Source organism: Plantactinospora endophytica, assembly GCF_016862915.1.
Classification (GTDB): Bacteria; Actinomycetota; Actinomycetes; order Mycobacteriales; family Micromonosporaceae; genus Plantactinospora; species Plantactinospora endophytica.
Genome location: NZ_BONW01000016.1, coordinates 523344 through 548302, shown reverse-complemented (window position 1 = coordinate 548302; position 24959 = coordinate 523344). Strand labels below are relative to the sequence as shown.

At 69.8% G+C, this 24959-nt stretch carries 25 protein-coding genes; 16 read left to right on the top strand and 9 right to left on the bottom strand.

Features of this window, described 5'->3' with window-relative positions; translation table 11 throughout:
• The first annotated feature begins 3 nt into the window (after positions 1 to 3).
• The 5 genes from Pen02_RS18260 to Pen02_RS18240 all read left to right on the top strand — a co-directional run bounded on the left by Pen02_RS18260 (position 4) and on the right by Pen02_RS18240 (position 6284).
• Entirely contained in the window at positions 4 to 744 is a 741-nt protein-coding gene (locus Pen02_RS18260) for an SDR family NAD(P)-dependent oxidoreductase (protein ID WP_203867247.1), read from the top strand.
• 164 nt (positions 745 to 908) lie between these two features.
• Positions 909 to 1619 (top strand): DUF6193 family natural product biosynthesis protein, encoded by a 711-nt coding sequence (locus Pen02_RS18255; RefSeq protein ID WP_203867246.1) that lies wholly within the window; start codon positions 909 to 911, stop codon positions 1617 to 1619.
• A 254-nt stretch (positions 1620 to 1873) separates the two neighbouring features.
• Positions 1874 to 2290, top strand: a complete 417-nt coding sequence (locus Pen02_RS18250; protein ID WP_203867245.1) for a hypothetical protein — start codon at positions 1874 to 1876, stop codon at positions 2288 to 2290.
• On the top strand, positions 2287 to 5163 hold the full coding sequence (locus Pen02_RS18245; protein ID WP_203867244.1) for a tetratricopeptide repeat protein: 2877 nt from the start codon (positions 2287 to 2289) through the stop codon (positions 5161 to 5163). Before Pen02_RS18250 ends, Pen02_RS18245 begins: the two co-directional genes overlap by 4 nt.
• A 236-nt stretch (positions 5164 to 5399) precedes the next feature.
• On the top strand, positions 5400 to 6284 hold the full coding sequence (locus Pen02_RS18240) for a DinB family protein (protein ID WP_239140918.1): 885 nt from the start codon (positions 5400 to 5402) through the stop codon (positions 6282 to 6284).
• Between the two features lie 205 nt (positions 6285 to 6489).
• Here Pen02_RS18240 and Pen02_RS18235 read toward each other — a convergent pair whose 3' ends face one another.
• Complete coding sequence (locus Pen02_RS18235; protein ID WP_203867243.1) at positions 6490 to 6909, bottom strand: hypothetical protein; 420 nt, start codon at positions 6907 to 6909, stop codon at positions 6490 to 6492.
• Between the two features lie 347 nt (positions 6910 to 7256).
• Entirely contained in the window at positions 7257 to 7532 is a 276-nt protein-coding gene (locus Pen02_RS18230) for a hypothetical protein (RefSeq protein WP_203867242.1), read from the bottom strand.
• 188 nt (positions 7533 to 7720) lie between these two features.
• Between Pen02_RS18230 and Pen02_RS18225 the strand changes: the two genes are divergently transcribed.
• On the top strand, positions 7721 to 8326 hold the full coding sequence (locus Pen02_RS18225; RefSeq protein ID WP_203867241.1) for a YdeI/OmpD-associated family protein: 606 nt from the start codon (positions 7721 to 7723) through the stop codon (positions 8324 to 8326).
• Positions 8327 to 8386: 60 nt separating this feature from the next.
• On the opposite strand, the gene Pen02_RS18220 is transcribed toward Pen02_RS18225, so the two are convergent.
• Positions 8387 to 10462 (bottom strand): hypothetical protein, encoded by a 2076-nt coding sequence (locus Pen02_RS18220; protein ID WP_203867240.1) that lies wholly within the window; start codon positions 10460 to 10462, stop codon positions 8387 to 8389.
• Between the two features lie 157 nt (positions 10463 to 10619).
• Here Pen02_RS18220 and Pen02_RS18215 point away from each other — a divergent pair, with 157 nt between their 5' ends.
• Complete coding sequence (locus Pen02_RS18215) at positions 10620 to 11300, top strand: hypothetical protein (protein ID WP_203867239.1); 681 nt, start codon at positions 10620 to 10622, stop codon at positions 11298 to 11300.
• Between the two features lie 209 nt (positions 11301 to 11509).
• On the opposite strand, the gene Pen02_RS18210 is transcribed toward Pen02_RS18215, so the two are convergent.
• Positions 11510 to 11998, bottom strand: coding sequence for a MarR family transcriptional regulator (locus tag Pen02_RS18210; RefSeq protein WP_239140917.1), 489 nt, complete (start codon positions 11996 to 11998; stop codon positions 11510 to 11512).
• Between the two features lie 8 nt (positions 11999 to 12006).
• On the bottom strand, positions 12007 to 13254 hold the full coding sequence (locus Pen02_RS18205; protein WP_203867237.1) for an FAD-dependent oxidoreductase: 1248 nt from the start codon (positions 13252 to 13254) through the stop codon (positions 12007 to 12009).
• A 603-nt stretch (positions 13255 to 13857) separates the two neighbouring features.
• Here Pen02_RS18205 and Pen02_RS18200 point away from each other — a divergent pair.
• From Pen02_RS18200 to Pen02_RS18170, 7 genes are all read left to right on the top strand, one after another.
• On the top strand, positions 13858 to 14565 hold the full coding sequence (locus Pen02_RS18200; RefSeq protein ID WP_203867236.1) for a DUF1684 domain-containing protein: 708 nt from the start codon (positions 13858 to 13860) through the stop codon (positions 14563 to 14565).
• Positions 14566 to 14599: 34 nt separating this feature from the next.
• Positions 14600 to 16099 carry an ABC transporter substrate-binding protein gene (locus Pen02_RS18195; RefSeq protein ID WP_203867235.1) on the top strand — a complete coding sequence of 500 codons (1500 nt, stop codon included), beginning with the start codon at positions 14600 to 14602 and terminating at the stop codon, positions 16097 to 16099.
• 10 nt (positions 16100 to 16109) lie between these two features.
• Positions 16110 to 17075 carry an ABC transporter permease gene (locus Pen02_RS18190; RefSeq protein ID WP_203867234.1) on the top strand — a complete coding sequence of 322 codons (966 nt, stop codon included), beginning with the start codon at positions 16110 to 16112 and terminating at the stop codon, positions 17073 to 17075.
• Positions 17072 to 17887 carry an ABC transporter permease gene (locus Pen02_RS18185; RefSeq protein ID WP_203867233.1) on the top strand — a complete coding sequence of 272 codons (816 nt, stop codon included), beginning with the start codon at positions 17072 to 17074 and terminating at the stop codon, positions 17885 to 17887. The genes Pen02_RS18190 and Pen02_RS18185 overlap by 4 nt, the downstream gene beginning before the upstream one ends.
• Positions 17884 to 18690, top strand: coding sequence for an ATP-binding cassette domain-containing protein (locus Pen02_RS18180; protein WP_203867232.1), 807 nt, complete (start codon positions 17884 to 17886; stop codon positions 18688 to 18690). The genes Pen02_RS18185 and Pen02_RS18180 overlap by 4 nt, the downstream gene beginning before the upstream one ends.
• Entirely contained in the window at positions 18687 to 19481 is a 795-nt protein-coding gene (locus tag Pen02_RS18175) for an ABC transporter ATP-binding protein (protein ID WP_203867231.1), read from the top strand. Before Pen02_RS18180 ends, Pen02_RS18175 begins: the two co-directional genes overlap by 4 nt.
• Before the next feature lie 251 nt (positions 19482 to 19732).
• Entirely contained in the window at positions 19733 to 20944 is a 1212-nt protein-coding gene (locus tag Pen02_RS18170; protein ID WP_203867230.1) for a S8 family peptidase, read from the top strand.
• 105 nt (positions 20945 to 21049) lie between these two features.
• Here the strand turns inward: Pen02_RS18170 and Pen02_RS18165 are convergent, their stop codons facing one another.
• Both Pen02_RS18165 and Pen02_RS18160 read right to left on the bottom strand, forming a co-directional pair.
• Positions 21050 to 21457: a GntR family transcriptional regulator gene (locus Pen02_RS18165; RefSeq protein WP_203867229.1), complete on the bottom strand. Its 408-nt coding sequence runs from the start codon at positions 21455 to 21457 to the stop codon at positions 21050 to 21052.
• A 125-nt stretch (positions 21458 to 21582) separates the two neighbouring features.
• Positions 21583 to 22782: a zinc finger-like domain-containing protein gene (locus Pen02_RS18160; protein ID WP_203867228.1), complete on the bottom strand. Its 1200-nt coding sequence runs from the start codon at positions 22780 to 22782 to the stop codon at positions 21583 to 21585.
• On the opposite strand from Pen02_RS18160, the gene Pen02_RS18155 reads away from it, so the two are divergent.
• Together Pen02_RS18155 and Pen02_RS18150 are read left to right on the top strand one after the other, a co-directional pair.
• Positions 22711 to 23397: a DUF5753 domain-containing protein gene (locus Pen02_RS18155; RefSeq protein WP_239140935.1), complete on the top strand. Its 687-nt coding sequence runs from the start codon at positions 22711 to 22713 to the stop codon at positions 23395 to 23397. The two genes, Pen02_RS18160 and Pen02_RS18155, sit on opposite strands and share 72 nt — an antisense overlap.
• Positions 23390 to 23593 carry a DUF397 domain-containing protein gene (locus Pen02_RS18150; protein ID WP_203867227.1) on the top strand — a complete coding sequence of 68 codons (204 nt, stop codon included), beginning with the start codon at positions 23390 to 23392 and terminating at the stop codon, positions 23591 to 23593. The genes Pen02_RS18155 and Pen02_RS18150 overlap by 8 nt, the downstream gene beginning before the upstream one ends.
• A gap of 33 nt (positions 23594 to 23626) precedes the next feature.
• On the opposite strand, the gene Pen02_RS18145 is transcribed toward Pen02_RS18150, so the two are convergent.
• Both Pen02_RS18145 and Pen02_RS18140 read right to left on the bottom strand, forming a co-directional pair.
• Positions 23627 to 23836: a hypothetical protein gene (locus tag Pen02_RS18145; protein ID WP_203867226.1), complete on the bottom strand. Its 210-nt coding sequence runs from the start codon at positions 23834 to 23836 to the stop codon at positions 23627 to 23629.
• A gap of 188 nt (positions 23837 to 24024) precedes the next feature.
• Entirely contained in the window at positions 24025 to 24891 is an 867-nt protein-coding gene (locus tag Pen02_RS18140; protein WP_203867225.1) for an AfsR/SARP family transcriptional regulator, read from the bottom strand.
• Positions 24892 to 24959: the final 68 nt, after the last annotated feature.

The following is a 24959-nucleotide window of genomic DNA, read 5'->3' as shown; positions in this document are numbered from 1 at the left end:
GACATGATTGACAAGGATGGGACGGCCGGGCGGATCGCGCTGGTCACCGGCGCGAACAAAGGGATCGGGCGGGAGGTCGTCGCGCAACTGGCGCGGCGAGGGATGACAGTGCTGCTGGCCGCGCGCGACGAGCAACGACGCGCGGACGCGGTGGCCGCCCTGCGCGCCGACGGCCTGGACGTGCATCCGGTGGCGCTCGACGTCACCGACGTGACATCGGTGGCCGAGGCGGCCAGGTGGGTGGATGACGAGTACGGCCGGCTGGATGTGCTGGTGAACAACGCGGCAATCACCGGCGGACGTCCGGGACAGCCGTCGGTGATGGACCTGGACCGGCTGCGGTCGGTGTTCGAGACCAACGTCTTCGGCGTTCTCACGGTCACCAACGCGATGCTGCCGCTGCTCCGCCGGTCGGGCGCCGCAGTGGTCGTCAACGTGTCCAGTTCCGTGGGGTCGCTGCAGCGCGCTGCCAGTGGCGAGTGGGACGTCATGCCGCCGTCAGCGACGTACGTGCCGTCCAAGACGGCACTGAACTCGTTGACCGTGCAGTACGCCAAGGAGCTGCAGGCGGACAAGATCCTGGTGAACGCGGTCAACCCGGGGTGGTGCGCCACCGATCTCAACGGGCACCAGGGACAGTTGAGCGCAGCCGAGGGGGCGAACATCGTGGTCCGGTACGCCACGATCGGACCCGACGGGCCGACCGGTGGGTTCTTCGGTGCCGAGGGCGTCGAACCCTGGTGACCCAACGAGCTGGCTACGGGCCCCCTGCCCGGCCGCTACGGAAGCCGGTCGCCGGGGGCGGCCGTCGCTGCCGGTCGCCAGGGTTTCGTCGTCGGTGACCAGGCGTCAACCGACGTGCGGCGTTGGTGTGGCAGAGGCGCGCGGCGCCCACGCATCATCGAGCGGTGGCTGATGCACATGACGTCTGGGGTGAGGCGGGGCGTTGGTACCCGGAGATCGTCGCGGTGGGCGGCGCGAGTCGCGCGTGGCAGGCCGAGTTCGACCGGATGGCGCTACCACTTCGGGTAACCACGCGGGAGGGCGGAAATCCTCATCGCACGACGCGGGTGGAAAGTGGCGAGTTGCGCGCGGACCTGCTGCTGAGCCCGTGGCAGCGGAGATTCCACCTCGCGCTACGCGCCGGCCGGTACACCCTCCTCCAGGGCTACGCTCCGGACCTGGCGGCGGCGGCCGACGCGGCCCGGTCGTGGCTGTCCGGGACCCGGCCGGGACAGGTCGCGGCAGTGTGGCCGTTCCTCGGCTCGGTAGCCTTGGCCGAGGCACGCGAACGCGGCGACCGCCGCGAGTCGAGCTGGCTGTGGTTGTACGAGAACCACTGTGCACAACCGCAGGGCATCCGGCTGCGCTCCTTTCTCGCCCTGGCGTTCCACGAACCGCGACTACGCGCGTTGCACCCGTACACCAGCCATTGGACCCTGTGCTTCAGCAGGAACCAGCACTGGCCGTACAGCCTGGATCTTCCCGTGGTCGCCGCGGTAGCGACCCCCGACCGCTACGTGGTGCGAACGCGTGACGGCCGCGCCTACGACGCGGCCGGCGCACTCCGGCTCCTGCTGGCCGAACTGCCCGAGGGTGCACTTGATCAAGGACTCTGATCGCCGATGAGCCCACTGGTTGGCAAGATCCTCTCAGCATTCGAGCCTTATCCGGTAACTCCCCGGCTTTCAGCAGAATTGCGAATACTGGGTGAACGGCGAGCCGCTGCGATCGGTTTCAGCCAGAACACGCTCCTTGGTCTAGGAGCACGCCGGTCGTATCGAGACAGACCGCCGGACGGAGCATGGTCGCGCCTTGGTGTAGCCCACTATCGTTCTGGGCACCATGCTTGTCCGGATGAGAGGGACCGCTCATGGATCCAGTCGTTGCGGCGTTCGGTTCGGCCCTGGTCGCGGCCATGGCGACTGACACGTGGCAATGGGCCCGCACCGCGGTTGCCGAACTCTGGCGGCGGCGCAACTCCGGGGCGGAGGCCATCGACGGCGAGTTGGTGACATTGCGCCAGCGCATCCTTGACGCCCGCGAGGCGGACCGGACCGATGGCGAGCGGGCGTTGGCCGCAGTGTGGCAGGGCCGGCTGCAAGAACTGCTGTTCGACGACCCGACTCTCGCCGCTGAGCTGCAGCGGATCCTGAACGAGACGCTACTCCCGATGCTGGCGCCCGCCGACCGGGCGCGTATCGGACAGATCACGATGAGTGGTGAATCTCGCGATAATAGTACCTTCAACCAGTTCGTCGGCGACCAACACAACACCATCCGACCTTGACCGAGTCGCCCGCATCGGCCGAGCCGCGCGACCCGCGCGGCAGCACGCACCTGCACGGAGCCTCTCACGGCGCCAGCACCTTCAATCAGTTCGTTGGTGACCAGTTCAACCAAACGGTGCAGATCATCGCCCTGCCGGTCGCGGCGCCAGTGAGAGTCGCGCGTGCGCTGCGGGCGGACATCGCCACTTTCACCGGCCGGCAAGACCAGATTCGAGGGATAGCCGATACCGTAATCGGCCGTGACGGTGGTGGTGGGGTCGTGGCCATTCATGCGGTCGACGGCATGCCGGGAGTGGGCAAAACGGCGCTGGCCGTCCACGTCGGACACAAGGTTGCCGACCGCTTTCCCGATGGGCAACTGTTCGTCGATCTACATGCCCACACGCCAGCTCACGCCCCCGTCGATCCGGCCGATGCCCTGGCCACCCTGTTGTCAGCTACCGGGATGACCGCCGACCAGATCCCCGACGGCCTGGAAGAACGGGCCACGAAATGGCGTGACCGGACATCCGACAAGCGGTTCCTGATGGTGCTGGACAATGCCGCTACCGCAGACCAGGTCGCCCCACTGCTGCCCGGATCGGCCAGTTGCCTGGTCCTGGTTACCAGCCGGCGCCGGCTGACCCGCCTGCGACGCGACTACGGCGCCACCATGATGCTCCTCGGGCTCCTGCCTGAGCCCGACGCGGTGGCCTTGTTCGCACGCGTATGCCCCCGCGCCCTAGCCACCCACGAGCAGCCGGCGGTGGTGGGACTGGTCCGTTTGTGCGGATACCTGCCGCTTGCCATCGCCATCGTGGCCGCGGGTATGGACCCAGACGACGGCATCAGCATCGCCGAACTGCTCGCCGAACTGGAGGCAAGCCAGGACCGGCTGGCCGGCATCGATGCATACGTCGACGGCCCCGACCCGGGAGTCGTCGCTTCGTTCGATCTGTCCTATCAGCGCCTTGACGTCAGCGAACAACGCGTGCTGCGGCTGCTCAGCCTGACTCCGGGGGCCGATATCGATGTCTATGGCGCTGCGGCGCTAACCGACCTGCGCCCGGACGTCGTACGGCGGCATCTGCACCACCTACATACCTACCGTCTGATAGACCAACCCGCGCATGGCCGCTACCAACTGCACGATCTGGTCGCCGCTTACGTACGTACTCACACCACCTCAGCCGAACGCGATGAGGCGCTCGCCCGGCTGCTGGACTACTACCAGTACACCGCCGCCTTGGCGGATGCTCAGCTACCCCGCCGCAATGCGCCCCCACCACGCGCCCACGAGCCGGCAGGGGCTATCCACATCCCCGACCTGCCCGGCAGCGCCGCCGCGATGACGTGGCTTCGCTCCGAACGCGCCAACCTCGTCGCCTGCCTGCAACACGCCCAGCGAACCGAGCAGCGCACCCGACTGGTCGACCTCGCCGCCAGTCTTGCCACACTCCTGCGCCGAGATGGCCCCTGGACGGATGCGGCCAGCCTCCTGGAACAGGCCGTGGCCGTCCGGCGGGAACTCGGGGATCGACGCGGCGAGGCCTGGAACCTCGCCGAACTCGGCGCCCTTCGACTGGTCACTGGCGACTATCCGCAAGCTACTCGCCTCCAGGAACAGGCACTTGCCGCCTTCCGCGCCCTCGGAGACCAGAGCGGCGAGGCCGCAGCACTCGGCGAACTTGGCACGCTCCGGCGACGCATCGGCGACTATCAAGGGGCCACTGCCCTCCACGAACAGGCGCTGGCCATCTTCCGCGTCCTCGGAGACCGCAGCCGCGAGGCCTACACGCTCGGCGAAATCGGCACCGTGCGGTTGAGGACCGGCGATTACCCGCAGGCCAGCGCGTTGCTGGAACGGGCTCTCTCCATCTTCGAGGAACTCCGGGACCACAACGGCGAGGCGACCACGCTCGGCGAACTGGGCGCTCTGCGCCGTGCCACCGGCAGGTACCCCGAGGCCACTGCACTACAAGAGCGCGCCCTTGCGATCCGCCGAGACGTCGGCGATCGAACCGGCGAGGCATACACCCTCTGGGAGCTGGGCGTCCTGCGGCGTCTGATCGGCGACTACCGGCTGGCTATCGAGCTGCTGGAACTGTCGCTCAGCATCCGCCGGGAACTCGGCGAACGCGTTGGCCAGGCATGGGCCCTCGCTGAGCTCGGGTACCTACGGCGGCAGACCGGGGACTACCCGCTGGCAATCGAGCTGCTGGAGCAATCGCTGGTCATCCGGCGCCAGCTCGGTGATCGCCACGGCGAGGCCTACAGCCTCGGCCAACTCGGACATGTTCGCGCAGTGACCGGCGACTTCGCGCAGGCTGCTGCTCTACTGGAGCAGACCCTGACCATCCGGCGCGATCTGGGTGACCGCGGCGGCGTGGCCTACACCCTCGCTGGATTGGGCAACCTGCACCGCCTAACGGATGACTACGCGCAGGCCACTGAGTTGCTGGAGCAGGCCATAGAAGTCTTCCAGGACCTCGGCGCCGAACTGGGAAGGGCCACTGCGCTCGGCGAGCTAGGCGCCGTGCGGTCTGCTACAGGCGATTACCCGCTGGCCAGAACTCTGCTGGAACAGGCATTGGCTATTTTCCGGGATATCGGCGACCGCAATGGCGAGTCCGAGGTCCTCAATCACTACGGGTCCATGCTTCTGAGTTCTGGCGATCCAGGGCAGGGACGCGAACACCACCGCCTCGCCCTCGACCTCGCCCGCGAGGTGCGCAATCCATTGGAAGAGGCGCGCGCTCTCGCAGGTCTGGGCCGATGCGCCGAAGCTACGAATTCCGCCGACGGACAGGACGACCTCAGACGCGCGCTGTCAATCTTCCAACGCCTGGGTAGTTTCGAAGCCAAAACCTTGGCCACCGAAATCAACGACTAGCCTGCCAAACCGATCAACTCGGCCCGTATCCACCGATCAATAGTGGCCGCGTGGGTGTGTCGTTGCCGCTAGAGATGTGACCTCCACAAGGTGTGATAGAGCAACACCAACTCGTATGTCAGTGATCACCCGGCAGCAAGATCAGACGTACGGATCTGCCGCAGGCCGTGGGCGCAAGCAGGCGAAGAGCCGCCACGCTCGGTATACAGCCGCCCTCGGAGACCTGCTATCCAGCGGTGCCGACGACGCGCGCGTCCGATGTTGCGGAAGGACGGGGGTCGGCGGTTCACTGTCTTGCCGTCGACGAGCCGGGCACCATCTGGGTCGGCTACTTCGACGAGGGCATCTACAGCGGAGATCCGCTCAGCGCATGGGACGACCGGATCTGTCGCAACTCGCGCGCTACCCACCGTTACCACCCGCATCGACGCATCGGCACGGCATTGTCACGGGATCGCGATCACGTGACCGCCACAGAGCCACGGTTCCGACGCGGACGTACAGGACATCCCGACGGGCGGGTCAGTGAGATCCTGGGTGGCATGAGAGACCTCGACGCCAAGGCGAATCTCCATCGCTACCTGCGGGAGGCGCGCGAGGCGCTGCTCGGAAAGCTCGAGGGGTTGTCGGAGTACGACGTGCGGCGCCCGCTCGTGCCGACCGGAACGAACCTGCTCGGGCTGGTCAAGCACGTGGCCTCGGTGACCGCCGGGTACTTCGGCGAGGTGTTCGACCGGCCCTATCCCGAACCCGTCGCGGGTCTGGACGAGGACGCCGAGCCGAACGCGGACATGTGGGCCACGGCCGACGAGTCCCGCGACGACATCATCGGCCTGTGGCACCGCGTCTGGGCACACGCGGACGCCACGATCGAAACGCTCCCGATCGACGCGCCCGGCTCGGTGCGGTGGTGGGGACACACGCCGGTGACGCTGCATCTCATCCTCGTGCACGTGCTCGCCGAACTGAACCGGCACGCCGGGCACGCCGACATCGTGCGTGAACTGGTCGACGGCCAGGTCGGCTGGCGGCGGCCCGGCGACGACGTGGTCGAGGGCGACGAGGCCTGGTGGGCCGCCTACCGCGAGAGGCTGGAATCCACCGCGCGCGAGTTCGCCTGAGGACGCGGTTCGTTGCGCAACCGGCCAATGCTGTCCCATCCGGCTGAGATCCCGTTTGCGTCCTGCCAGCGGCGTCGCAGCCCGAAGCCAAGGTCACATGCACGGATTCGTCGCCGAACGAACGTCACCGATCGTGAGGGCAGACAGCGCGGACGTGCCGAGGTCGGTGCGTTGTGCGGCCTGCTGCCGAGAATGCGGCTCCGAACTACCCGTTCGCTGGCGCCCGATGTGCCACCTCGATGGCGTAGGTGTCGGTCATATCGATGTCGCTGACCGCACGCATAGCGGCCGCATACCCGTCTCGCTCGGAGAGCAGGCGCACCAGGAAGTACAGGGCGCTCTTGTCACCGCGCTGGGCACGCTCACGTAGTTCACCGTCGCGGCCTTCCTCGTACAGAAACCGGTCCAGCCTGCGTCGTGCGTGCACGTCGATCTCGGCTCGATCGACCAACTCGCGCAGCAGTCCGGCCTTGACGAGGAGATCCATGTGCCACAGGTGCGCGTTGTGCCGGTGAGGGTCACGGCTGTAACACTGGGCGAACTCACTGACCGTGGCGATCGCCGTAGCCCAGTCATCGCGCGCTTCGGCCGCTTCCGCCGATGCTTGGTCGAACCGCGATCTCACCTCATCAGTATGCCTCCGGTCGCAGTGCACTCAGCTACCGCCGACCGTGCACGCCACCACCGCCACGCTCCGTCACCACCTTCGGCGTCAGCGACGTCCGGACCTGGCTCCGTGTCCGCCGCACTGCGGGCGCCCGGGCGGCAACCCTCGGCACCTTCCGTAAACGCTGTCGTCTGACGTCAGCCGGCCGCGAGAGAGCGTGCACGTGCCGACGAGCCGGCCGATCATGCCCTTGAGACCGATCATGTTCATCGTGGGTCACTGTGGCTCCGATTCGCCCCTGGACCTGCGGGCCTGTGCGAACACGGGAGCCTGCTCCTGGAGTACTCGAATCGGACGCCCGGCGGTCAGTCCCCCGAGTTGGGGCCGCGCTCGGAATCGTGCACCGCAACGGCCATGCCCACCTCCTCCAGGACCTCCGCTGGAGTGTCGCCGCCACGGTTGGCGGCGAGTTGGGCAAGCAGGGTAGCCAGAACGATCAGGCCACTGATGGAGGTACCGGCCGTACGTTCGTTGATGAGGGGCGCGATGCGGTCAGCGAGCGCGTCGCCGTCGGCGCCGGCCTCGATTGCGAGGGTGACCAGGGCGATGGCGTGGGTGACCGCGTCAGCGGAGGTGGTCATCGCCCGATGCTACGGCCGACGTCGGACGGCCAGGGCGAGAAGTTGACGAACCGGGCACCAACGTCAGCCGTCCCAAGCAGCGAGGTCCTGCCCCCGACGGTCCGCGGACCGATCGGCGTGCCGGCAGCCCGGCGAGTCGGGCCAACAGGCAGAGGCTGCGGCCACGGCACAGCGGCTAGCCTGCCGTCATGGCAAGCACCGAACTGGATGAGTTGATCGTCGCGGACGCAAACGCGCTGCGCGAGTGGTTGTCGGCCAACCACGCCACCTCGCCCGGCGTCTGGCTCGCCCTGACCAGAAAGGGCGGCACGATCACCACCCTGACCTGGCAGCAGGCGGTCGACGAGGCCCTGTGCTTCGGCTGGATCGACGGGCAGGCCCGAAAAAGGGATCAGGAAACCTCCTGGATCCGGTTCACGCCCCGCAGGCCCCGCAGTTCCTGGTCACAACGCAACGTCGCCCACGTGGCCCGCCTCGAAACCGAGGGAAGGATGCTGCCCCCGGGCTACGCTGCGGTCGAAGCCGCGAAAGCGGACGGACGATGGGCGGCTGCGTACGCCCCGCCGTCGGAGGCCGAGGTGCCGGCGGATCTTCTCGCCGCCATCGCCGCCGACCCCGCCGCCCAGGCCATGTTCGACGTACTCACCAAGACCAACCGGTTCGCGCTCATCCACCGCGTCAACGCCGTCAAACGGGCGCAGACCCGTGAGCGGAAGATCGGCGAGTTCGTCGCCATGCTGGCCCGCCACGAAACGATCTACCCACAGAAGGCCAAGCCTCAGCAGTCGCCGTAATCGAACATTCTCATGATTACGTGCACCAACATGCTGGCGACCGGGCATCTACGACCTCGCTCACGGGTCACGCTGCGTCAGTTCGGCGTCGGCGCGTGGCAGTACCTCGGCGAGATGCCGCAGCATCTCCTGGTCGTTGGCGGCGCTCCCGAACCGGCCGCCCCGCTCGGCACGGGCGAACTCTGCGCGGATATGTGGCAACGCTGGTGCGGCGGCAGAGCCCATCCGTTTCAGGCAGGCCGCGACACGGTTTCCCGTCGCCGGGTTTCGCTGCCATGCCTGAAGGAGGGTGTTCAGCACGACTGGGGCTTCCAGCTCGCCGGCGATGTCCCAGATCGCCGCGGCGGCGTACACGCGATTCCACTCGTACCTGTCGGTCAACAGTTCGCGTAGGCGCGGAAGGGCAGTCGCGGCAGGCGAACCGATCTGGCCCAGTACCTCGGCCGCCTCCCGCAGCGCGAAGGTGTCGAGCAGCGCGAGAGCGAGCGGCAGTACCTCGTCGCGGTCGCCGCCGACCGCCCAGAGCGTGCCGACAGCCTCGGACCTGGTCCACGTATCGTCGACGGCGACCAACGACCTGATCGCGGCGAGCGCGGGTGCCGCCGCCGGCCCGAACGCCCGCAGCGCCGTCAGAGCCGCTTTCACCACGTCCCAGTTCTGCCGCTCGGCGGCGGCAGCGAGCGTCTCGGTGATTGTTGGCAGTGCGCTGGGGTCGCCGAGCTTGGCTAGAGCGGACAGGATGCCTCCTGCGTTGGACGGCCACTGCGCGGACAGGTCGGCGCGGCTCAGCCGGTCACGGAGGCGAGGGACCAACTGATCCGCAGCCTGCGGCAGCGCTCCCGCCACCTGGACGGCGAGCCAGGCGTCGACGTCGCTGTCCAACGCCGTCAGCAGGCTGGGCAGTGCCCGTACGTCCCCGAGCCGGGCCAACGCCATGCCCGTCTTCTGGTGCAGCCGGCGCACATGCCGGCGCGGACTGGTCCAACCGTCCGGCCCGTGATCGGTAAGTAGGGCGGCCATGGTTTCCCGGGCCGACTCTGCGATCGCGCAGTCCTTCTCCAGCAGCGTTGCCGCCTCCGCAGCGACTTCGAGGTTGCTTGCGCCGAGTTGGGCGGCGACCAGCCGGATCAGGGCGCTGTGGTCACCACGCCAGGCTCCGACGAGATCGTCTGCCATCCGGATCGCGTCCAGCCGGACGCCGGGATCAGGACTGGCCAGTTGCTCGACCAGCAGGTCGGTACGCTGCCGAACCCGCGCGTCCAGCAGTGTGTGCAGCGTTCGCAACAGTTCCGTGGTCACTGCGTACCGCCGGTTGACGCGGTCCAGATCCTCGAACGCGGCGGCGACGAACGGCGGCACATTCGGAGCCGGCGGAGCGACCGGCGGCGGCTCCGGCCACGGCTGCTCCGGCGGTGCCGCGTCGGCGATCTCGCGCAACAGCCCGACCACCGCTGGTACGAGATCGTCGCTGATCGCATCCGGGGCGCACCCGGCCCGGTGGATAAGCGCCGCGAGCCGGAACTCCGGTTCACCGGCCGGGTCCGCAGCCAGGCCGGCGAGCCACGCTTCCGCCGCCGGCATGGTCACCGGAAGTCGTCGGGCCAACGTAACCGCCGTCTGCGTCACCAGGAGGCGTTCGAGCAAGCAGAATTCCATCGCCGCCCGGTCTTGAAGCAGGTCGAAGGCCCGGCTGGCATCGTCGAGAAACAGGCCAAGGCTGGGAATGGCAGCCTGACGCACCCGGCAGGTCGCATCCCCGGCAAGGTCAACGAACGCCTCTGCGTGTGCCCGTAGGAACGCCGCAGCGCCCGCGTAGTCCACATAGTCCGCGTCGACGTAGTCGACCTCGCATCGCCCGACCGCCTCCTCGCCGATGCTGACCAGCAGCGCGACGATCCTGTCACGGTCCGGTGTCGCCGGGTCACCGGCAAGCTCGAGCAGGAACGGCAGGCTCGCCGTCGTGCTGGGGTAGACGTCACCCTGGTGGTGAACCTTGCCGTAGAAGTCGCGCAGCGCCGCGCCCCGTTCCTCGGCATCCGGAGACCGCAGTGCTTCCAGGAGCGCCGGCACCTCTTTGGCTGAACCGTACGCATGAGACATCGACGCCCAGTCGACATCGCGAATCCCGCTGAACATGCGCGGCACTATGCCCGGCCCCACCGACAGTTTGGGCGAGTCGGCCCGCTGCCCAGCAACGACCTCATGCCGCCACCCCCGCGACGGAGCGTCGCGTACCGGTCGACCACCGTACGGCCGGACGTGATGCCCGGCACTCGCGCTAGCCTTGCCGCTCATGGCCTATCGCGTCGGAGACGTGCTGCGTATCTCCTGCCCGTTCACGCCGACCGTCGTCACCAGCATCGACGATTTCTACCTCACGGTGCGATGGCCCTGGTGGGAGATCGACCCGGACGCGGAAGGACTGCGCTGGAACGGCAATGTAGCCCTGGACCGCACCGACCCGGGCGAACTGTACGCCAGCGACCCACCCGCCCTCGACCTCGTACCCGGCGAGGCCTGCCGGGTCGGCATCCCGGCACGGGTCATCCACGTCGTCAACGTCCACAGGTACGACCCGCCGCAGGAGACGGGCTGGCTGCCCCGCCCCAGTCTGAGCCTGCTCGTACTGCCCGTCGGTGAGGCACCGGACCCCGCGGCAGAGTTCCAGGGCACCAGCATCGAACCCGACGCCGGTGTGCCGTTCACGCTCGAACCGCTCTTCCGGCCGTACGCCTTCCTGGAGCCCGGCGACGACGTCGCCGACGCCGGCGGGCGGGCGTGGCGCTTCGACGGTCCGTGGACCTGGGCCGCCTACGACGGTGCGGGCGGTGTGCCGACCTGGCCCCTGGCCCTACTGACCGGCAAGGCAGATCCGGTGGCGGTCAGGACCGCGACCGCCACCGGTGGACACGGAGCCGAAGTCGCCCGCTGGCGCCGAGCGGCCGGCCTGCACGACGGAGCCCAGCCGCACTGAACGGGTGACGACGCTCAGCGCAGCCCAACGGGTGGCACCTTCGTCCGACTCGGGTGGCGCCACCTGTACCTGTGGGCTGGCGCATCCGAATTCGCCATGGTCGGCGCAGTTCGCCGGGAGCACGTCGTGTTGGCAAGGGTGCCATGCTGAACGCGGCATCCCTGCCGGCCGTTATTCCGCCAACCCGGTCGGGCGGATCGAATCGGCACTCAGGCGGACGGCTGCGCGGTGTCGCCGCTGCGGAGGCGGTCCAGTTCGGCGAGGTACATCGCCTGCATGCGGTCATAGTGCCGGACCAGCAGCATGATTTCCTCGACGCTGTAGCCCTCGATGAGCTGTTCCGCCCGCTCGGCGAACCGCTCGTACGGTCGCTCCAACTCGGCGATCCGCTCCGGCCGCAGGGTGACGATCACCCGCCGCCGGTCCGCCGGATCGCGCTCGGCCGTGACGTAGCCTGCCTGTTGGAGCCGGCGGAGCATGCTGGTCACCGCCCCGGTGGTGAGGTTGGTCCGCTCGGCGATCTGCCCTGCGGTGGCGGATCCGACGTCCGCCAGCTGGTCCAGGCACTCCAGGTCGCTCACGGTGAGGCCCAGCCGCTCCGCGATGGCGTACCGGAACACCATGGACAGCCGCGACGTCTCCCGCCCGGCGTGCATGAGGTCGGCGATCGCGGACGCCCTGGCCGGCTCGTGGGGCATGTCGGCAATCATGCCTCCGGTACGGTGACCCGGTGCAGCCGAGGTAACACGCGGGTCAGCACCCAGTGCGGTGCGGTCGCGGCCCCGGTGAGGCGGCGCATCAGCCCGGCGGCGGTGTCGACGGCGCGGAAGGCGTAGGGCACCATCTCGTCCTGGTAGCCGGCGATCGCCTCCTCCACCGGCGCGCCGCTCGTCCGGGCCTCGACCAGCCGGTGGCCGAGCAGGGCGGCGTCACGGAGCGCGGTGTTGCCGCCGTGAGCGCCGAACGGCGGCATGACGTGCACGGCGTCACCCATCAGGGTGGCCCGGGGCACCGCCCACCGGCGCGGACGCCGGCCGCTGGCGAAGAGGTTGAGCACCGTGGCGTCCAGCTCGGCCGTGTCGACCAGCCGCCGGACGAGCGGGTGGAAGTCCGCACTCATCCGGGTGGCCAGTTTCCACAGCGCCAGTGGGTTCCCGCGCACGCCGACGGCCACCTCCTCCTGCCGGAGCAGCAGTCCCCACATGACGTAGTCGTCGCCGGTGGGCGCATAGCTGCCGGGTGCCAGGCGCGCGAACGCCTCCCGTGGGTTCTCGCCGAACCGCATCGAGGTGAAGAAGAAAGCGCGGCCCGGCCGGTCGGCGATGGCCAGGACCCCGCTGGTACGCAGCGCGTCCGGGATGACGCTCTCGCCGTTGCGCCGCAGGGGTGACCGGCCGTAGATGCCCGCCATCGGGGTGCTCGCCGGGTCCGCGTCCGGCATGAGCTGCGCGCGCAGCGCCGAGCCGACGCCGTCCGCGCCCACGACGACGGTTGCCGTGGCTGCCCTGCCGTCGGAGAACCGCAGCCGCAGCCCGGCCGGGCCGCCGCTGTCCACCGCGACGGCGGCCTTGCCGTAGTGGATGCGCCCGTCCAGCCCGGACTGGAGGATCGACCGCAGGGTCAGCCGGTCGACCTGGCGGGTCGCGTGCGGCTCGTCCTTGAAGGTGATGGTGAATGCGTCCCGCAGCCGGCTGTCGGTGAAGCGCAGGTGCCCGCCGGGCTCGTCGCCGGTGGTCAGCGCCAGACGGTACAGCGGGCGGGGCAGGCTCCTGCGCAGCGCCTCCAGCCCGTACCGGTCGAGGATGATCCGGTAGCCCTGCCGCCGGACGAAGGGGCCCGGGTCCCGCTCGTATACGTGCACGTCGATGCCGGCGCGCACCAGGTACTGGGCGAGGCAGAGGCCGGAGAGGCCGGCGCCGGCGATTGCCACCGAGAAGTCAGTCGATATGCCCATGCGATTATCTTAATGACTAAGATGATTTGGGCAAGGCCGCCGGCACGTCACGGTCCGCCAAGCGCCCGGCCGGCCACCTCGGTGCGGTTCGCCGCATTATCGCGTCCTGGACGCGGTCCCGGTCCCCGGTAGCCAGCAGGGCGAGCAGCAGCCCGCACACCAGCAGGACGAGCAGGACGAGCAGCGGCACGGTGCAGACGGGCAGGCCGGACCGGCCGACATGATGCGGATCTCCTCGGCGCTCGCTTGTCCGGCCGCCGCGGCGGTGCCTAGACTGCGCTGGACTGTAAGGCCCGTCCGATGACTGGGAGGTGACGGCGTGCGGACCGACAGCGGCGCCGTCATGCTGCGGATGCGCCGGCACATCGACTTCGGCCGTGCCGTCAGCGCGGCCTGTCCGGGCACCTCCGTCCGCTGAGCGCCCCCGCCTCACCTGGCGGCGTCGTGGCGGGTCCGAGGCCGACGAAGCCCGGCGCTGTGGCGCGGGCGACACCGATCGGACCCTAGCGCCCCTTACGTCGCACCCCACCGATCCATCGCTCCGGGAGCGGGAATCGGAATACCGGCGACCAAATCCCTACAAACCCGATCGGATAGCTTGCGATGTCATCTCAACTGGCCGCCGAGGACGCGGCCCAGGACGAGTGGAATGCCTGGCACCAGGCCCGCGAGGCGGCGCTGACCACGCCGACCGGCAAGCTCGCCCTCGTCGAGACCCGCTGGCTCGCCGAGGGCGAAGAACCGCCGCCGGAGCCGGAGGGGAACGGGGTACTCACGACCACGATCCGCCAGGTCGACCCCGTCACCGGACGGCCCCGGCACGGCATCCGCCGCTGGGACCCGCGCTCGGCCGCCATCACGCACTTCGTGGGCACCGACCCGTACCCGTACGACCCGGGGTGGGTGGTGCCGGCCCGCTTCGTGCCGGCCGGGCTGGACCACCGCGTCCCGTTCGCGCACCGCCGGGACAACGGCGCCACGCGTGACCTGCCGGTGCCCGGACACATCGAGGTGACCATCGCGGGCACCGAGTACACCGTGCACGCGTTCGACGACGAGGGCACCCTGTTGCTCGTCTTCGGGGACCTCACGAACGGCCGCCAGACGTACGGCGGTGGACGGTTCCTCTTCGTGCCCCGACCGTCCGGCTCCGACCGCACCGTCCTCGACTTCAACCGGGCCCACACCCCACCGTGCGGCTTCTCGGCCCACTTCAACTGCCCGCTTCCGCCACCGCAGAACCGCTTCCCGTTCGCCGTCGAAGCCGGCGAACGACTGCCCGTCTTCCGCGACGGCTTCACCGTCGAATGAGGACATCCAGCACCCTGTCAAGGAGCACATCCCCGTGAGGAAAATACTGACCGCCGCCGTCACCGTCGCACTCGGGCTGAGCCTGGCCGCCTGCGGCGCCGACGACACCCCGTCGGCGGCAGCCGGCGCCGACGCGACGATCGGCGTCGGCTCGCTGTACGAGCCGCAGAACCTGGACAACACCGGTGGCGGTGGCCAGGGCGTCACCGAGGCCCTCAACGGCAACGTCTACGAAGGGCTGTTCCGGCTCACCGACGACGGCAAGACCGAGAACCTGCTGGCGACCGACTACACCGTCAGCGGCGACGGCCTCACCTACACCTTCAAGCTGCGTACCGGGGTCACGTTCCACTCGGGCAAGGCGCTCACCGCGGCGGACGCCAAGTACAGCCTCGAAAAGGTCATCGCGCCCGACTCGAAGTCGGCCCGCAAGAGCAGCTTCGGACCGGTCAGCGGCATCACCGCACCGGACGACAGCACTCTGGTGGTCACGCTGAAGACCCGCTCCATCTCCTTCGTCTACAACCTGAGCTACGTCTGGATCGTCAACTCGCAGAACCAGAGCCCGACCACGACCGCCGACGGCACCGGCCCGTACCGGTTCACCGAGTGGAAGCGCGGGTCGACGTTGAGCCTCGCCCGGTTCGACGGGTACTGGGGCACCAGGGCGTCGAACAAGGAGGTGGTGTTCCACTACTTCACCGACGCCAGTGCGCTCAACAACGCGCTGCTGACCAACCAGATCGACATCATCACCAGTCAGCAGAGCCCGGACGCGCTGAGCCAGTTCACCGGCAACCCGGAGTACAAGGTCAACGACGGCGCGTCGACGACCAAGCTGCTGCTGGCCTTCAACGACCGGGTGGCGCCCTTCGACAACGTCAAGGTGCGCAAGGCGGTCTACTCGGCCGTCGACCGGAAGAAGCTGCTCGAGTCGATCTGGGGCACGTACGGCAAGCTGATCGGGTCGATGGTGCCGCCGAAGGACCCGTGGTTCGAGGACCTCGCCGAGACCAACCCGTACGACGTGGAGCTGGCCAAGCGCCTGCTGACCGAGGCCGGGCATGGCAACGGGTTCAGCTTCACGCTGGACACCCCGAACTACGACCCGCACCCGACCGTCGCCACGTTCCTCAAGTCCGAGCTGGCCAAGGTCGGCATCACGGTCAACATCAACGTGATCACCGCCGACGAGTGGTACACGAAGGTGTTCCAGAAGCGCGACTTCACCGCGACGCTCCAGGAGCACGTCAACGACCGCGACGTGGTCTGGTACGGCAACCCCGACTTCTACTGGGGCTACCGCAACCCGCAGGTGACGCAGTGGGTCACCCAGGCCGAGCAGGCGACCACGGCCGACGAGCAGACCTCGCTGCTCAAGCAGGTGAACCGGCAGATCGCCGAGGACGCGGCGAGCGTCTGGCTCTACCTCTACCCGCAGATCGTGGTCGCCTCCGCCGACCTGTCGGGATATCCCGTCAACGGCCTGAACTCCCAGTTCTACGTCTACGGCATCACCAAGCAGGAAGGCTGACCGGCACCACATGGTCAGGTACCTGGTGCGGCGGGGCGGCCTACTGGTCGCCTCGCTGCTGTTCGCCAGCGTCGCGCTGTTCCTGCTGCTGCGGGTGCTGCCCGGCGATCCGGCGAACGCGTTGCTCACCGTGGACGCGACGCCGGAGCAGATCGAGGCCGCCCGGCGGCAGGTCGGCTCGGACCGACCGCTGCCGGAGCAGTTCGTCACCTGGCTCGGCCAGTTGGTACGCCTCGACCTCGGTCGCTCGTTCGTCTCCACCCTGCCCGTCGGCCCGGAGATCACCGACCGGCTGGCGGTCACGGTGCCGTTGGCCCTGACCGCCTTCGCGCTCGCGATCGTCATCGCGGTGCCGGTCGGCTATCTCTGTGCCCGCTGGTCCCGTACCTGGTACGGCGCCACCATCTCCGCGCTGTCCCAGCTCGGGATCGCGGTGCCGGTGTTCTGGGTCGGCATGCTGCTGGTCTTCGTCTTCGCGCTGCGGCTGCGGGTGTTCCCCTCCGGCGGGTTCCCCCGAGCCGGTTGGGCGGACCCCGGGGCGGCGCTGACCGCCCTGACGTTGCCGGTGCTGACCGTGGCGCTGGTGATGTCGGCGTCGCTGATCCGCTACGTGCGCTCGGCCACGCTCGACGTACTCCACAGCGACTACCTGCGCACCGCCCGTGCGTTGGGCGCCTCGTCCGCCGAGGCCATGTGGCGACACGGGCTGCGCAACGCCGCCGGACCGGTCGTCTCCATCCTCGGCATCGAACTCGCCACCACGTTCCTCGGCACGGTGGTGGTGGAGAGCGTCTTCGCGCTGCCGGGGCTCGGCAGCATGCTGGTGAAGGGCATCATGCAGCACGACTACCCGGTGATCCAGGGCGTTCTCTTCGTCAGCACGGTCACCGTGCTCGTCATCGGATTCCTGGCCGACCTGGCCCAGCGCCTCCTCGATCCACGGCTGCGCCGCGCCTCGTCCGGGAGGTCGCGGTGACCCGACGCCGCCGGTCCCTGGTCGCCGGAGCCGTCCTCGTGGGGCTCCTCGGCGCCGTCGCACTGCTCTCCCTGCTGTGGACCCCGTTCGCGGTCTCGGACACCTCCGGGGGCCGCCTCGCGCCGCCCGGCGGGGCGCACCTGTTGGGCACCGATCGACTCGGCCGCGACCTGGCGACCCAACTGATGGTCGGCGCCCGGATCGCACTGCTGACCGGGCTGGGTGCCGTGGCGATCGGCGGCACGCTGGGCCTCGCCGCCGGGCTCGCGGCCGGGTTCGCCCAGCGCTGGCTGGACGACGGGATCGCCGCGACGCTGGACGTCGTCATCGCGTTCCCGACCCTGCTGCTGGCGATGCTCGTCGTCGCGGCCCGGGGCGCCTCGCTCGGCTCGGCGGTACTGGCGCTGGGGCTGGCCATGTCGGCGGTGGTCGCCCGGCTGACCCGGATCCTCGTCAAACGCGTACTGGCACTGGACTTCGTGACCGCGGCGCGTACCTCGGGCACGTCGTGGCCACGGGTGGTCGCCGAGCACGTGCTACCCAACGTCTGGCCGACCCTGGTGGTCAACCTGGCACTCCAGTTCGGTCTCGCGGTGCTGGCCGAGGCGAGTCTGTCCTACCTCGGGCTGGGCCCGCCGCCGCCGAACCAGTCCTGGGGCCGGATGCTCCAGGAGGCGCAGTCGACGGTGCTCACCGCACCGGCCGGCCTCGTCGCGCCGGGTCTGGCCCTGGTGGTCCTCGTCGTCGGCGCCAACCTGGTCGCCGACGGCCTGCGCGAGGTCGCCGATCCGCTGGCCGGGCGGGCGTCATGAACCTACTCACCGTCGACATGCTCACGATTTCCGGCACGGACGGTCGGGCTCTCGTCTCCGAGCTCTCGTTCGCACTCTCCCCGGGCGAGCGGCTGGGACTGATCGGGGAGTCCGGCTCCGGAAAGTCGCTGACCGCCCTGGCCGTACTCGGGCTGCTGCCCGCCGGGCTGCGTGCGTCGGGCAGCATCCGCCTCCAGCCGGCCGGTGGCGAGCCCACCGAGGTCGTCGGCGCGGCGGACCGTACGTTGCGGCGGCTGCGCGGCCGGGTGGCGACCGTGGTCTTCCAGGAGCCGTTGACCGCGCTGGATCCGCTGATGCGAATCGGCAACCAGGTCGGTTGGGCCATCCGGCGTACCCGGGGACTGCGCGGATCTGCGCTGCGCGACGCCGTCCTGTCCGCGCTCGCCGAGGTCGGTCTGGACGACCGCATCGCCCGCGCCTACCCGCACGAGGTTTCGGGCGGGCAGCGCCAGCGTGCGGCCATCGCCGCCGCCGTGGCCTGCCGGCCGGCGCTGCTGATCGCCGACGAGCCCACCACCGCGCTGGACGTCACCGTCCAGGCGGACGTGCTGGCGCTGCTCGACCGGCTCGTCGCCGACCGTGGCATGGCGCTGCTGTTCATCAGTCACGACCTGGCGGTGGTGGCCCGGGTCGCCGAACGGGTACTGGTACTCGCCCAGGGAGTCGCCGTCGAGTCCGGCACCGTCACGGAGGTGGTCACCGCGCCCGACCATCCGGTCACCCGCGCCCTGCTGAGCAGCGCGCGGCAACTCGACGCGGCCCTGGACGGGAGGCAGCCATGATCCTGGAGGCGCGCGAGGTCGGCTTCACATATCCCCGTGGACGTGCCGTGCTCGACGGCATCGACGTCGGCGTCACCGCCGGACGCGGCGTCGCCCTGGTCGGCGAGTCCGGGGCAGGCAAGACCACCCTGCTGCGGATCCTGCTCGGGCTGCTCCGACCCACCGCCGGCGAGGTGCTCTTCGACGGGGCGCCGCTCCGGCTCGGCGACCGGGCGCTGATGCGGCGGTTCCGGCGCGGCGTGCAGACCGTCTTCCAGGACCCGTACTCGTCGCTGGACCCGCGTCAGCGGGTGGGGCGGATCGTCGCCGAACCTCTGCGGTCGCTGGGCCTGGACGCCGCACCGGAACGGGTGGTGGACGCGCTCCGCGAGGTCGGCCTGCCCGAGGACGTGGTACGCCGGTACCCGCACGAGTTCTCCGGCGGTCAACGCCAACGCATCGCCATCGCCCGGGCCATCGTGTGCCGTCCACGGCTGCTGCTCGCCGACGAACCGGTCAGCGCGCTCGACGTCACCACCCGGGTCCGGATCGTCGACCTGCTCGCCGAACTGCGCGAAACCCGCAACCTGACGGTGGTCATGGTGACCCACGACCTCGCCGTGGCCGCGCTGTTGTGCCAGGAGACGGTGGTGCTCTCCGAGGGCCGCGTCGTCGAACGCGGGGACACCGCCTCGGTGCTCGGCTCCCCCACCCATCCGTACACCCGCCGGCTGGTGGCCAGCGTGCCACGGTTGCCGGCGCCGGCCAGCGTGCCGCAGTCGCCTGCGCCGGGACGAGCCGGGCCGGCGTGAGCCCGGGATTTGTTACAGCGGTGACCGGAGTCAAGGCGAAAACGTTTCAGATTACGTTTGACCCCGCCTGATAACAGACATATCAAGGATCGTAAACCATCGATCGACGGTGCCTCCCTAACGTCATTGCCGCGCCCAACCAGGCGCAGTCACCACACGGTCCTCGGCGATCGCACAGCGCCGACGGACGACGCGAGCCGTGCCGGTCGCCCGAAACCGCGGCGACCGGCACGGTCGAAGGAGGAGCAGCAATGAGTTCCAGTCCCCCCACCCGCCGTCGGATCCTCACCACCCTGGGCGCCGTCGCCCTCGCCGGCACGATGTCCGTCGCCGTGGCGATCCCGGCCGGCGCAGCGGTTCCGGCAACCGGCACGATCCTCGGCGCGGCCAGCCCGACCGCCGTCGCCGGCAGCTACATCGTCGTACTCAAGGACGGCCAACAACTCGATCCCGCCACCGCCGGCAGCCTGACCTCCCGTTACGGCGGCAAGGTCACCCGTGTCTTCGGCCGGTCGGTGCACGGCTACTCCGCCACGCTCAGCGAATCGGCGGCCCGACGGCTGGCCGCCGACCCGGCGGTCAGCTACCTGGAACAGGACCAGGCGATCCACGCCGTGGCCACCCAGTCGAACCCGCCCTCCTGGGGCCTGGACCGGATCGACCAGCGAAGCCTGCCGCTCAACCAGTCCTTCACCTACGGCACGAGCACCGGAGTCCGGATCTACGTGATCGACACCGGGGTACGCATCAGCCACCAGGACTTCGGCGGTCGCGCGTCGCACGGCTACGACGCCGTCGACAACGACTACAACAGCGACGACGGCAACGGTCACGGTACCTTCGTCGCCGGGGTCGCCGCCGGCACGGCGTACGGGGTCGCCAAGAACGCCAGCATCGTCGGCGTCCGGGTACTCAACAACAGTGGCTCCGGCACCACCGCCGGAGTGATCGCCGGCATCGACTGGGTCACGGCGAACGCGGTACGGCCGGCAGTGGCCAACCTCAGCCTCGGCGGCGGCGCGAGTTCGACCCTGGACGCCGCCGTCCGCCGATCGATCAACGCCGGCATCACCTACACCATCGCGGCGGGCAACTCGGGCGTGCCGGCCACCGGCACCTCCCCGGCCCGGGTCACCGAGGCGCTGACCGTCGGCGCCACGAACCGCACCGACACCCGGGCAAGCTGGTCGAACTACGGCACCGCCCTGGACCTCTTCGCCCCCGGCGTGGACATCACCTCGGCCTGGCGGACCAGCAACGCCGCCACGTACACCGGCAGCGGCACCTCCTTCTCCGCACCACACGTGGCCGGAGCCGCGGCGATCTACCTCCGCAACAACCCCGGCGCGAGCCCGGCCACCGTGAACGCCGCCGTCATCGCCGCCAGCACCCCCAACGTGGTGACCAACCCAGGCGCCAGTTCCCCCAACCGCCTCCTCTACATCAACACCCTCGGCAGCTGACACCGACAACCGGGCGCCCCTCGCGGGCGTGGCCCGTCCCGCTCCCCCGGGTACGGGCCACGTCCGCGCGGGCGGCGGTTGTCGTGTCGACCGGTACCGGAGGGGTCATCGGTCGGGTGCGCCCGTCCCCGAGGTCAGGGCTGCCCGGACGATGCGGACGGCCTCGTCCGGATCGATGCCGACACTGGCGACCACGGCCGCGTACTCGGCGGCGGCGCGACGCGCCCGCTCACGCCCCTGCTCGCCGGCCGCCGACACGAAGGACCCCGCCCGGCCACGGGTCTCGATCAGCCCCGCCTCCTCCAACTCCCGGTACGTCCGGGCCACCGTGTTGGCGGCCAGACCGAGTTCGGTCGCGAACTGGCGGATCGGCGGCAGCCTGGTACCCACGGCCAGCGTGCGGGCCTGGATCTGCCGGGCGAGCTGCACCCGGAGCTGCTCGAACGGCGGCACCGGCGAGGCCGCGTCGATGACGATCCCCGCACCCGCACCCGACGAACCTCTTCCCGCCATGCCCCCTCCTCGGGTAGTGAGCCCTGTCCCCGCATGATCCGCCATATTCTTCCTCCCCGGATCGGTTGCCGGCGGGAGGCGCTTCGACCCGGAGGCCTACACCGGCTGACCGGTACGACGAGGCGTCAGGCCGCTGTCCCGCCGAGAGCCGTGAGCGCGGCAGCCAGATCGGTGCTGGTACTCAGGGGGCGGGCGCCTTCCCGCTCGTGCAGGTCGATGCGACAGCCACCGGGGGCGACGCGAACGGTCACCCACTGGCCCGGATGGTGTGCGCCGAGCCGGAGCAGCATCGGTTCCGGATCGGCGATCGGTTCCGACATCGGCGCCCGTGGCGTCGCGATCGGCTGGACGGGGTCGTCCGGCGTCGCCTCGGCGAGCACACTCGGCAGGTAGTCGAGGGCGTAGGCGATCGCCCCGGCCAGGGTGGGTCGGCTCGGGACGTCGACCGCCTGCGCCGGCTGTGCCGGGGCGGCGACGGTGATCTCGACGTACCAGGAGATGTCGTGGTCCGGGCGCGGGTCGGCGGTGTGGTGCCGGCGGTTGTCGCGTACGGAGACGTCGACCGCGAGGTTGAGGGCGTGGGCGAGCCGGATCAGTTGCGGCAGCGTGGCGACCTCGGGCGGGGCGGCGAGCACGATCAGCCGGGCGGCGGGTCGACCCCGGCCGGCCTGGGCGAGCTGCTGGGCCAGCGGCTCGACGCCGGTCGCGGGCAGGATGACGTACCCCTGCCGGAGATGCTGGTCGACCGGCCAGCCGCCGTCGGCTTCGGTGAGGTCCTCCGGACGTACGCCGAGGGTCCTGGCGTGGGTCTCCAACCTGAAGCGCTCGGGAAGCCGGACCACCGGCGTGCCGTCGGGGTCGGTGCCGACCGGCGGCGCGGACGCCGCGTCGCCGGCCCGCCAGTTGAGGTGTACGACCTGATGGTCGAGGTCGGTGAGGGTGACGACCAGTCCCTGGTGGATCCGGTGGCTGTCCAGGCAGGTGTGGCAGGTCGACGGCCCGGGGCGCAGGCCGGTGCCGCCGCATCTACCGCAGTCGGAGTCGATCGTGGAAGTGTCGACGGCGCAGGTGCAGGCCCGCCGGCCGTTGGCCGGGTCGCAGTCGGGGCACGGGGTGTGCGGGATGGCGTCGCCGAGCCAGGATGGGTCGGGCGGCTCCCAGCCGCGACGCAACAGTTGGGTGCGGCGGCGCAGCAGTTGACCGGTTTCCTGCTCGACGAGGCGTTCGGTCCAGCCGGCGACGCGCAGGCTGCTGTGCCACCAGTGGCCGTCGCGCCAGATCGCGCAGGCGCCGGGCAGCGGCTCCCCGGTGCGGGCTGGTGGCACGCGTACGGCGACGCCATCCCCGAGTGGTTCGAGCTGTACGTCGGCCTGGAGTCCGGCGCCTCGCGGCAGCGGCGGTACGACGAAGCCCTGGTGCCCGGACTGCTCCAGACGAGGGGCTACGCGTTAGCGGTATACCAGCATCGATCGGCCATGAGCGAGGAGGAGCGGAACCGCCTGGTCGAGGTCCGACTCCAACGTCAATCCCTGCTGACGAGACGCTTGCCTGCCGCACCTAGGCTTGAGGTGATCATCCACGAAGCAGCCCTGTTGAGGACCGTTGGCGACAGCGCGACGATGGCCGCCCAGCTACGCCACATGCTGGAGATCGGCGCTCTACCCAACCTCTCGATCCGGGTGCTGCCGCTAGCCACTGGCCTGCACTACGGCGCGGTCGCAGGGACGTTTGTCCTGCTGAGCTTCCCGCCCGGCAACCGGAACACTCCGGAGCCGCCAATTGTCTACTGCGAGTCGCTGACCGGGGCACTCTACCTCGATCGGCCGAGCGAACTGGCCGCCTACGAAAACGTCTGGGCGGGGCTAACCGCGCTCGCTCTGGATGAGGGACAATCGAGGCACATGATCGAGAAGATCGTCGCGGAGGTCCACCATGGTTAACCTGACTGGCGCCCAGTGGCGCAAGAGCACCCGCAGCGGCGACAACGGTGGCGACTGTGTCGAGGTCGCTGACAACCTGCCTGGCGTCGTCGCCGTACGCGACAGCAAGGACCACGGCGGCCCGGCGCTCGCCTTTTCGCCGTGCGCCTGGGCCGCCTTCGTCGCCGGAGTCCGGAACACGACGGCTCCTCGCTGACCGACGCGTCTCGACAGATGTCCGTCGGCTAGCTCAGCGTAATTGAAACCAGCCGTCGGCCAGCCCGCCCTTGGCGGAGCAGTAGGCATAGGACCAGGTACCGTAGAACGTGTCGGCGGCGTACCAGTTCCCGTAGGCCATCTGGCCGTTCTTGCACCTGGCCGTGGCACGGAACTCCGAGCCGCTGCCCCATCCCTCGCACAACTCCCCGTGGGTGTTGTGGTCTTCCCAGACATAGCACATGGGCTGAGCCTGTACCGCGTCCGCCGAGGCGGCCGAGGAGCTGGTCGTGAGGGCTCCGGCCACCAACCCGAGTGAGGTGACCGCAGCCGCGACAAGACGCCGTCGAACCATGCTGTTTCTCCTTCTCGTTCGTGAGGGCACCAACTGCTCGCGGCTCAGGGTGGGCGGGGACTTCGACGCGACCGGGATCACGTGCGCTCCGCAGAGCCGGCCGCCTCCCGGCGGCGTACGGTCCGGGCCGGCGCGCGCACCAGAAGTCGTTGCGGCATCTGCTCGGGCGGATACCGGGTCGCCCGCACCGGCTCGACGGGCAGTTTGCGTTGCAGGATCGCCCGGTGCAGGGCCGTCAGTTCGGCCCCCGGCTCCATCCCGTACCCGGTGATCAGCGCGACCCGCGCGCTCCGGTACGCCGCCAGCGCCCCCGCCAGGTCACCGCCCCGGTAACACGCCACCATCAACTGCCCCCAGGCCCGCTCCCGGTGCGGATGGTCGCCGAGGAACTCGTGCAGCATCGCCCGAGCCGCCTCGTACTCCCCCAGGTTCACCAGCACATCGGCGTACTCCTCGGTGGCGGCGAACCGTTCCGCCTCCAGGACGGCGGCTCGGGCGGCCAGTGGCCCTCCCTGCGGCACGTCCTGTAACGGCGCTCCCCGCCAGTACCCGAGTGCGTGGCGCAGGTGGCGACCCGCCCCCGCCAGGTCGCCACCCTGCACCGCCCGCCGCCCCTGCGCCAACGCGGCCTGGAAGCCGGTCACGTCGACCGTGAACCGCACCGGAGGCGGTGGTACGAGCCGCCACCCGGAGCCGTCGCGTACCAGGTCGGCGCGGTCGGCCAACCACGCCCGCAGCCCGGACAGGTAGGTGCGCAGGTTGGCCGGTGCCGACGGTGGTGCCTCCCGTCCCCACAGTTCGGCCACCAACCTGGTACGCGACACGGCACCGCCGTCGAGCAGCATCAGGGCGAGAATGCGGCGTCGGTTGCCGATCGGCGCCACGACCGACATGCCGTCCTGACGGATGTCGAAGGGTCCCAACAGTCCGACCGCGAGTTCCATCGCGACCGCTCCCTCCCCGCTCCCCGGAGCACCGTGTCCCCAGGGTCACACGTCCGATGTGGAAGAAG